This is a genomic window from Paenibacillus sp. FSL H8-0317 (assembly GCF_045040685.1).
Classification (GTDB): Bacteria; Bacillota; Bacilli; order Paenibacillales; family Paenibacillaceae; genus Paenibacillus.
The window spans coordinates 5,181,181-5,189,838 of record NZ_CP150294.1; the positions used below are offsets into that span (position 1 = coordinate 5,181,181).

Below are 8,658 nucleotides of genomic sequence, written 5' to 3' on the forward strand. Positions count from 1 at the left end.
GACTCCTCAGCACAAAAAGCCCTTGTCTGCTCATCGTGTGAATAACTTCTTCGTACAGAAGAAGTATCACACGCTGCTGCGGACAAGGGCTTACGCAGTTGGATTCGAATTAATCGTGCGCCAACCCGCCAACATCGGATGGAGCCGCTATATCTGGGCTCTGCTCCAGAGATTTGATCATTTTCAAACGGGATGTGATTATTGCGATCAGAATAACAAACAGACCCGCGATGATAAACAGAAAGGCAATACCTCTGCCTGGCCCAGTTCCAATAATTTGACCAACAGATGAAGCCAGTGCTCCCCCCTCCATCAGCAATGGATTAAATACATGGTCGGCCAGAAATCCAGCCAAACTGTACGCAATAATAAACCCGAGTTGTGACAGAATACCAATGATTCCCCATACCCTACCCTGCTTTTCGTTAGCGATATTGTTTCGCACCAGCACATCTGCGCTCATGTTGACAAACGGCAGCGACGACAGGAACAGGAAACCTGCGAAGATTATAAAATAAATGTTGGTGGATATCCCCAGAAGCGAGAAGGACAAACCGCACAAAATCAGACCCATCACAAGCACACTTGCGTATCTCTTTGTTATTGTAAATATGCCGATGCATAAGCTGCTAATCAGCATGCCGATGGCGCTAACAGACTGAAATGTTCCAAGTGTCTTTGCATCCGTGAATGACAGAAGCATCGGACCAATGAGTGTCTCCAGGAATCCCAGATAAAAGGTGACAAGAGAAATAATCACCACCAGCAACAATACTCCCTTGTTGGTTACAACTTCCCTCCAGCCCTCTTGAATATCGGTGATCCAGTTTTTTCCTTCTCGATCCTCTCGCTCCACCTTCATGCTCTTCCGAATAACCAGCACAGCCAGAATGGCAACCAGGAATGTCAGAATATTAATGACCAGAATGACTTCAATGGTTGTTATACTAAGCAGAATACCCGCAATGATGGGTGAAAACAGGAACTTCGAGGATTCAGCCAGTTGTACAAGACCGCTGCCTTTTGAGAATTGATCCTTATCCAGCAGGTCCGTAGCAGAGGCCTTATATGCCGGGCTCTGCAACGCGGAAAACACCGAACTAAAGGCCACTCCCACATAGATATGCCATAATTGGATATCACCTGTGAGCATAATGGACAGAATGAAAATCAAACCGGCTGCCGACCCCAGGTCGCCAATAATCATCATCGTTCGACGGTCGAATCGGTCTGCCAGTACCCCTCCAATAGGTCGAAGCAGGATATTCGGCAGAAACGTGAATAAGGTAATCAATGCAACACTTGTTGCCGTATTCGTTTTTTCGAAGGCATACACCCCCAGGGAGAAGGCTGTAAGTCCAATCCCAATCATGGAGATGAGCTGACCGAACCATACTACCAGAAACTTTTTAAATGATTTTTGAACGGTATGTTCCATGGATGATACTCCTTTCTCGGCTAAGCTTGATTCGGAAAATAAAGACGAGTGACGTAGGCGAAGCTTCCTTGTTCTGCTCCCAGCACACGTTCCATAATATGTGTGAATGCTTCAACCTTTTTTTGGAGTTCTTCCTCCTCCCATTGAAAGATGCCTCGATCCAGCAAAAATTGTGAAGATACGAGCAGGAATTCGATGGATTCCTTTGGGTTAGGCGTATGAAATACCCCCTCCTGAATGCCCTGCTCTACCACCTCGGCCAAGATGGGACTTAATCGAATTACCGTTTCTACAAGACTCTTTTGGTGCATCTCCACATTATGAACACTGTGCAATTGCTCGATGAGATCATGTTTTCTACCGTCAGGCTGATTCTGCGCCATCATGATGCGAAAAATTTTGTCATGGGCATTCAGTTTGGGATCGGACACCACGTGCCTGGCCGATGCCTCCCCGCTCAGAATAAAACGCATCACGATGGCGTTCATAACCTCTTCCTTGGACTGAAAATAATAATAAAATGTACCCTTGGCAATGTTGCACGCCTGAAGGATGTCCATAACCGTAGCTTTGGTATATCCCTTTGTCACAAACAGAATCTCGGCCGCATCCAAAATCTCATTCCTGCGTTCTTCCGGGTTTTTTATCAGTCTCATATCCTGGCCTCCGATACGTTCGACCGACTGTCGGTCTATTGTAGTCATGAGGTTCTTTTTTTAGAACCCCATTTCAGTCAACCATTGCGCCAAATGGCTTTCCCTTGTTTTTAGATCCTGACGCTCTCTTGCATATTTCCCAATATTTCTGTCTGCAACCAGCTTACCGTCCATCATAAACAGTACACGTTCCGATCTGGCAGCGACTTTCACATCATGGGTCACCAGCAGAATGGTTGTACCCGTTGCATTGATATCGCCCAGAATATCCATGATCTCATACGTTGATTTGGAATTCAGCGCCCCCGTTGGTTCATCGCCGAATAAAATATCTGGATTATTAATCAGCGCACGGCAGATGGCAATCCGTTGAAGCTGTCCGCCTGAGGCTTGGGTGATGTTATGCCCAGCAAGCTCATCAATCCCCATTTTTTTCATCAATGACATCGCCCGTGTATTAATCGTTTCTCTGCTGCTATTCTTGGCCAGATACGCGGAAAGTACAATATTGTCTAACAGATTCAGATTCTTGAGCAGATGAATATTTTGAAAGATGAATCCCATCTTGGTCAAACGTAGACTTGCCAGATCCCTCTCCTCAAACGCCGATATTTTTTTGCCATTAAAATAGACACTTCCAGCACTAATCTGATCCATACCACTTATGTTGTACAGTAAGGTAGACTTGCCTGAGCCAGATGGCCCCATGATGGATACAAATTCTCCCTTTTTTAATTGAAGGTTGATATCTTTCAAGATGTTATGTTCTTCATTCTCGCCGATCGCTACGGATTTATTCACGTCTTTAGCCTCAAGTATAGTTGTCATCGTTGATCCTCCCTATTCGACAATCATTTTGGATATGCTTGTTTCCTTGATTGATTGGATGCTAATCCATGCTGTCAGTACAATCGTGCCCGCAAGTAACAATGGACACACAATATATGCCTGTAACGGGTTAACAACAAAAACAATATTGGAAGCACCAAACGTCGACATAATGGCACTAACCAGCAATGGACCCAACGTATTGGACAATATCGTTCCAGTAACAACCCCTAAGATTAATATGAGAAGTGACATTACGACATACTTGAACTTGATTTTAGACAAGGCAAACCCAAGGCTTCTCAGTACAGCAATGTCGTTGTTGTCCTTGGCTACTAACATCTGAAGGAACAGTGCTGTAATTAAAATAGATATGAAGACACCGATGACCAAGGCCAGCATCGTCACCAATTTCAATTGTTGGATGGTTCCGCCTAACGTTTGATCCAAATAACCTTGAAGATCGGTTACTTTGGCTGGCGAGAAAGCCGTCTCATATTCAGCAATTTTGGTAGCCATGTCCCCACGATTATTCAGATCCAGACTAACCACGTACCACAACACACTATCCTTGTTGTAGGGCAATAAGGCCTTCGCCGTTTTCCCACCATTTGTAACATCCTGGTATATTCCGCTGACCGTCATCATCTGGTCCTTGCCATTAACTAGCAAAGTAAGTTGCTCACCAGTCTTCAGGCGCAGCTCGCTACTGTTTGCATCAGATAACGCAATTTCATTCTCGGTTGTTGGCGCATTACCGCTAACATAAGACAATGGGAAAATACTGAAATCCCCAGTTTCCACACTCAGATTGTCGTAACTTCCTTCCGCATTTTTAATCTTGAACTGGCTTGTTACCAATGGGGAATACGTTTTGATGTCTTTATCATTTTGGATCTGGGCAACCAGATTATCGTAACGCTGCTCCACATCGTCTGTGTGCCTCAAGTCAATGCGAATATCACTTTGTCCAACACCCATATAAGAGATAAAACTTGGCGCCTGCAAAGTGTTCAGGAAGTTGACCGGCACAATCATAATAAATGAACTGACTACAAAGACGAACAACAATAATCGGAACATCTTGATTCGCTGTATCACTTCCTTCAGACCAAGAAAGACAGGTACGGAAGACCAGCGATTGCGGGACAAACTAAGCCGGTTTCGAATGATCTGTGTATCTCCCAGGCTCCCGGTACGGAGAGCATCCACCGCGGAGATGGAACGAAAACGCCGCAATACCGTTCGACAGAACAGAACAACCATGGCAAATATTATTCCAGCGGCTAATAACGGAATCGCGAAATGCAACAGGGTTGCGGGTGCTTTTCCCATATACAACATGATGTTGGAAACAAATAGTCTGTTAACGCCAAGTGATGCAATGTAACCAAGCACGGATGCAAATCCGGCCATAAATACATACTTCATCAGATACAGTCTCTTAATATCCTTCTCTGCGATCCCTATCGCTTTCATGACACTAATCTCACGATAATCCTCTTCGATGGTCGCAAGCATTGTGAATCGGATGCAGAGCATCGCAATCAGAATCAGCACAAGACTGACCAGAATAATAACGGCTGCAATAACTCCGTCGGTCATGGCATTCAGTACCTGGAATAGCCCATAGGTTACGACTGGGCCCGCATTGGGAAGTCCGGCATTTTGGTAAGCCTGGGTAAATTCACTCGTCAGTCCGGGATCGGTCAACCGGAATTCGATGAGATACTCCATCTCTCCGATGCCCTGCTTCAATTCCTGTAAATTCCCATCACTCACAATAAAACGTTTGGAGTGCACAACCGATGGATTCATCTGAGCATCACGGACAAAATCAACGATGGTGTAAGAACGCTCAAATTGACCATTATCGATCCGAACCTGGTCGCCCACGCTCAATTTTTTTTGCTGCATGTAATATACCGGAACCGCGATCTCGCCATCGTTAACCTGAATAATCTCACTATCCAGATTCAACAAATAGTCGAAACCCTGATTCTGTGTAACAAAGTCAATGTCCATAACACTGTTCTTTTCGGACTCTGCTCCGAGAAACAGATTAGAGCCGTCAATGTTGACCATTTCCACAATCTGATGTTGCTGGACCATGGCATTTTCTTCAGCCCATGTGTTCACTTTGGCCTGATCGATCTCTCCGGCATGCATTTGCACAAAGTGTGGTGTTTTGGATTCAGAAAATAGATATTGGATGGAACTCGTCAGTTCCATAATCATTCGTGACCCCGAAGATACCAGCAAGGCGGCCAGCAGTACAAAAATAAATAAAGCAGCCGTAATCCCTTTTTTTCTCGTTATATCGTTTCTCAGCATTCGTAGCAGCATAAACGAACATGGCTCCTCTCATCTACAAGTTGTTCCTATTTATCTGGAGTCATAAAGCTTGTCAGACAATGCGCCACCGTTGAAGGTTGATGCATCATAAACATGTGAGCACCCTCTTTGATGATTTGAAGCTTCATGGATGTGCCAAAATATCGGCCCCATCTCAACGCGGATTGAAGGGTAACGGTGCGATCCCGTTCTCCCCACAGATACAATACCGGCAATGAGAGCGGCTCATATTCAAGCGTTGCTGCAGATTCCAGCATCCTGAAATCCGCCCGGATGACGGGCAGAAAATAATTCAATAATTCTTTTTCATGTATCAGTTCTTGCGGAAGAGCTTCATAGGAAAACAGATGATCAATCAGATTTTCGTCTGACATCCGATCATAATTCTGCATCCCGCATTCGTCAGGCGTGTTGCAGGCTGATAACACAAGCCGTAGCGTTTTAGCTACATCTGGATGTTCCTGATATAAGCGCTGCGCAACGAAGTAGGCTGTAATCCCTCCCAGACTATGTCCAAATAACAGACTGCCAGGTTGTATAACATCGAGCAGCTTGCTGGTATAAAGTTCTACGAGTTGCTGCATATGCTCCAGGGGTGTTTCGGTGTTCAGACCATGACCCGGGGGCGTAAACGCCCAAATTTCCGTGTCAGGAAGGTACGGCACTAGGGGCTGAAAACTGTTGGAGTTGCCACCGAGATAAGGAAAACAGACCATCTGTCTGTTTCCCTCCCCCTTTTGTAGCTGCTCCAAGTAGATCGGTTCCATCACTTATCCACCACCATAACCAGGCTTACTTTCTTTCCAGAACATATGCAGGGAATGTCTGAAGTGAAGTATCCACATTTTTACGCTTGAAGATGACATGTATGACAATAGCCGATATTGCAAAAAAGAAGAATTGCATAATTTGAACTTGCGGATTAAAGTAGTACAAATCAATTTGACTTCCTGTGGCTACAAGCCAGAATGCAAGCAGATAAAACAGAAGTGTACCTTTGGTTGCATTGAAGATATAACTTTGGAACACGATAAATGCCATAAGCTGAACAACATAGTATATGTAAGTGGTTGAGGTGCCAAAAGAGGAAATCAAGTATCCCGGAAGCACCCATAATCCGAACAACAGGCCGGTAATCAGACCACTTGTTATATTATTTTTTAACTTCCCTTGCAAGAATGGAAGCAAAAATCCGATCCAGCCAAACAGCCCACCAATCAGCCCCGTCTCCTTGATCAGATTCACAATCCCCAACCAGATCATTTCAGGTACACTATATGTCAACTCAGGGACCGGTATGCCGAATAACAAGGAACCAAAGTGCATTGTTGATGCAAAGATGATGGAAATGCCAATAATGAGCGGTATCCAGAACAGGTCCTGTCTGCGCGGAACCAGCTTCATAAACATTCCTTTTAATGCTTCCGTTCCGCCCATCACATAACATGTAATTAATCCGGCAATGGAAGGTGAATACAGAGCAACGATCGCAAGTGGATGCATCAAGGTTAACTCACCTGTTATGGGTACAATAAAATCCGCAAAGAACAAGAACAAACTTGCGATTCCATAACATGTGCCAAAGGAAATTCCCAAAAACAAATACATATATTTGTTGGACGGGCTGGTTGCCGGACTTGTGACTGGACGAATGGATGCCTGATTAGCTGTAATCATAGTGCCGCCTCCTTCTCAGTCAACTTTCTCTCAATAAGATCATGCAAACGGTTAATCGTGCAGAAATTAGCCAAATCCAGATCTTCATTTGCTATCTCAATCTGGAATCTACGCTCTACAAAGTCCACCAAACGCATCGCAAAGAGCGAATTGACGAACCGCTGCTCAAAATAATTGTCATTATCATTAATTTGAGTGTCTTCATGATCCATGGTGAGGTTGTTCCCGATAAACTCCCGAATTTCCTGACGATAATCCACTGCCCTTCCCCCTTGTTATTGATGTTGCCCCTCGGGCACCAAAACCTCAATGTAATCTGGAAACTCTACAGCCTGTTGCAAATCATGATAAAACAGTACTCTTCCTTCCTGATCTGCAGATTGCTGCTTGAAACCGGCAAAGCGGTAGCTGATATTCATCATCCGGTTCCTTCCGGTATCCCTGAAGTCCGCAAGCATCTGTTTGCCCTGCTTCTGAGCTTCACGCATGATATACGTTAGCAGTACACTCCCTGCTCCCCTGGACAAATGGCATCCATACCGATATTAATGTTCTGCTGAATCCGCTGAACAGAGACGGACTTCGCATCCCAATGGATCTCGGGATACAGAAAATATTCGGCGATGCCCAGTTCGTTCAGTTTCGCCCAAGCCAGCTCTGCATCATTTTTACTGGCAACAGGATGCAAAATACCTCGCTGGTCCAGTTTTTCAATCACCTCCTTTAAGCCCGGCTTCAGTTGCACATCTGAAGATTCAAGCAAACCCCCATCCCATATGGTGTGGTCCAGATCCCAAACGATACATTTGATATCCTTGAGCTTTTCCTTGGTCATGCCACCCTTCATCTTAGTAGGCATAGAATCCTTGACCCGTCTTCCGCCCCCACTGTCCTGCATCAACCATTTTCTGCAACATCGGACAGCATCGGAATTTGGGGTCCTGATAGCTGTCGTACAATACTTTCAATGAATGCACGACCGTATCCAGACCAATCAGATCCGCCGTCTCCAGCGGCCCCATCTGATAATTGAAACCCTTCTTCATAATGGCGTCCACCTGCTCGGGTGTAGCGATTCCATCCTGTACAATGTACGCCGCTTCATTCATTAATAAGTGCGAGAGGCGATTAGAGACAAACCCGGGCAGATCCTCTATGACAACTGGACTTTTATCAAGAGTTTCCAAAAACGCTACCATCTCATGTTCCGTACCCTGTGTTGTATGATGTCCTTTGATCACCTCCACCATGGATTTAACGGGAACTGGATTCATCAGATGCACCCCAATGACTCGACCTGGGTCAGGCAAAAATGAAGCGAGCTTTGTTACGGAAATACAGCTTGTATTTAGCGCAAATAAAGCATCCGGACGAGCCCTGTGGGATAGTCGTGCGTAAACTTCCTTTTTCAACTCCAGATTCTCGGTTACATTTTCAATAATGATACTTGCCTCTTCCACACCTTCATCTTGTATCTGGAACGAGATTCGTTCCATGATCTGATCCAGGGGCACCTGACCGTACCCTTGCTTCAGAAAGCAAGCTGAGCGATATTCACGACGTATAACATCAGGGGCATGTTCGATGACCGACGCCGAAATATCCTGCAAAATTACACGATAACCAGCCCTCGCGACATCCAGTGCTGTGGCGCATCCCATCACCCCTGCGCCAATGATTGCAATGAGTCGATTATGCATGCCT

At 45.2% G+C, this 8,658-nt stretch carries 10 protein-coding genes; all 10 read right to left on the reverse strand.

The features are described 5' to 3' along the window. Positions 1-109 precede the first annotated feature (109 nt). Genes MHB43_RS23240 through MHB43_RS23285 form a run of 10 tightly spaced genes read right to left on the reverse strand, consistent with a single transcriptional unit; the run spans position 110 to position 8,654 of the window. Complete coding sequence (locus MHB43_RS23240) at positions 110-1,438, reverse strand: MFS transporter (protein ID WP_405130494.1); 1,329 nt, start codon at positions 1,436-1,438, stop codon at positions 110-112. Positions 1,439-1,458: 20 nt separating this feature from the next. Further along, the gene (locus MHB43_RS23245; protein WP_339178147.1) at positions 1,459-2,094 is read right to left on the reverse strand and encodes a TetR/AcrR family transcriptional regulator; all 636 of its coding nucleotides are present in this window, start codon (positions 2,092-2,094) and stop codon (positions 1,459-1,461) included. Between the two features lie 60 nt (positions 2,095-2,154). Beyond that, complete coding sequence (locus MHB43_RS23250) at positions 2,155-2,922, reverse strand: ABC transporter ATP-binding protein (RefSeq protein WP_047843824.1); 768 nt, start codon at positions 2,920-2,922, stop codon at positions 2,155-2,157. Positions 2,923-2,934: 12 nt separating this feature from the next. Continuing rightward, positions 2,935-5,268 (reverse strand): ABC transporter permease, encoded by a 2,334-nt coding sequence (locus tag MHB43_RS23255; RefSeq protein ID WP_405130495.1) that lies wholly within the window; start codon positions 5,266-5,268, stop codon positions 2,935-2,937. Between the two features lie 35 nt (positions 5,269-5,303). Then, entirely contained in the window at positions 5,304-6,044 is a 741-nt protein-coding gene (locus MHB43_RS23260) for a thioesterase II family protein (RefSeq protein WP_405130496.1), read from the reverse strand. Between the two features lie 25 nt (positions 6,045-6,069). Next, positions 6,070-6,954, reverse strand: coding sequence for a hypothetical protein (locus MHB43_RS23265; RefSeq protein WP_179088561.1), 885 nt, complete (start codon positions 6,952-6,954; stop codon positions 6,070-6,072). Then, positions 6,951-7,214, reverse strand: a complete 264-nt coding sequence (locus MHB43_RS23270; protein WP_017687156.1) for an acyl carrier protein — start codon at positions 7,212-7,214, stop codon at positions 6,951-6,953. Before MHB43_RS23270 ends, MHB43_RS23265 begins: the two co-directional genes overlap by 4 nt. Before the next feature lie 15 nt (positions 7,215-7,229). Then, the gene (locus MHB43_RS23275; RefSeq protein ID WP_405130497.1) at positions 7,230-7,481 is read right to left on the reverse strand and encodes a hypothetical protein; all 252 of its coding nucleotides are present in this window, start codon (positions 7,479-7,481) and stop codon (positions 7,230-7,232) included. Beyond that, on the reverse strand, positions 7,451-7,813 hold the full coding sequence (locus tag MHB43_RS23280) for a hypothetical protein (protein WP_339178156.1): 363 nt from the start codon (positions 7,811-7,813) through the stop codon (positions 7,451-7,453). The genes MHB43_RS23275 and MHB43_RS23280 overlap by 31 nt, the downstream gene beginning before the upstream one ends. After that, complete coding sequence (locus MHB43_RS23285; RefSeq protein ID WP_405130498.1) at positions 7,803-8,654, reverse strand: 3-hydroxyacyl-CoA dehydrogenase family protein; 852 nt, start codon at positions 8,652-8,654, stop codon at positions 7,803-7,805. The genes MHB43_RS23280 and MHB43_RS23285 overlap by 11 nt, the downstream gene beginning before the upstream one ends. Positions 8,655-8,658 lie beyond the last annotated feature (4 nt).

Coding starts and splice junctions, on each gene's coding strand:
- MHB43_RS23240 (WP_405130494.1), bottom strand. CDS start 1,438: ATGGAACATACCGTTCAAAAATCATTTAAAAAGTTTCTGGTAGTATGG.
- MHB43_RS23245 (WP_339178147.1), bottom strand. CDS start 2,094: ATGAGACTGATAAAAAACCCGGAAGAACGCAGGAATGAGATTTTGGAT.
- MHB43_RS23250 (WP_047843824.1), bottom strand. CDS start 2,922: ATGACAACTATACTTGAGGCTAAAGACGTGAATAAATCCGTAGCGATC.
- MHB43_RS23255 (WP_405130495.1), bottom strand. CDS start 5,268: ATGCTGCTACGAATGCTGAGAAACGATATAACGAGAAAAAAAGGGATT.
- MHB43_RS23260 (WP_405130496.1), bottom strand. CDS start 6,044: ATGGAACCGATCTACTTGGAGCAGCTACAAAAGGGGGAGGGAAACAGA.
- MHB43_RS23265 (WP_179088561.1), bottom strand. CDS start 6,954: ATGATTACAGCTAATCAGGCATCCATTCGTCCAGTCACAAGTCCGGCA.
- MHB43_RS23280 (WP_339178156.1), bottom strand. CDS start 7,813: ATGCCTACTAAGATGAAGGGTGGCATGACCAAGGAAAAGCTCAAGGAT.
- MHB43_RS23285 (WP_405130498.1), bottom strand. CDS start 8,654: ATGCATAATCGACTCATTGCAATCATTGGCGCAGGGGTGATGGGATGC.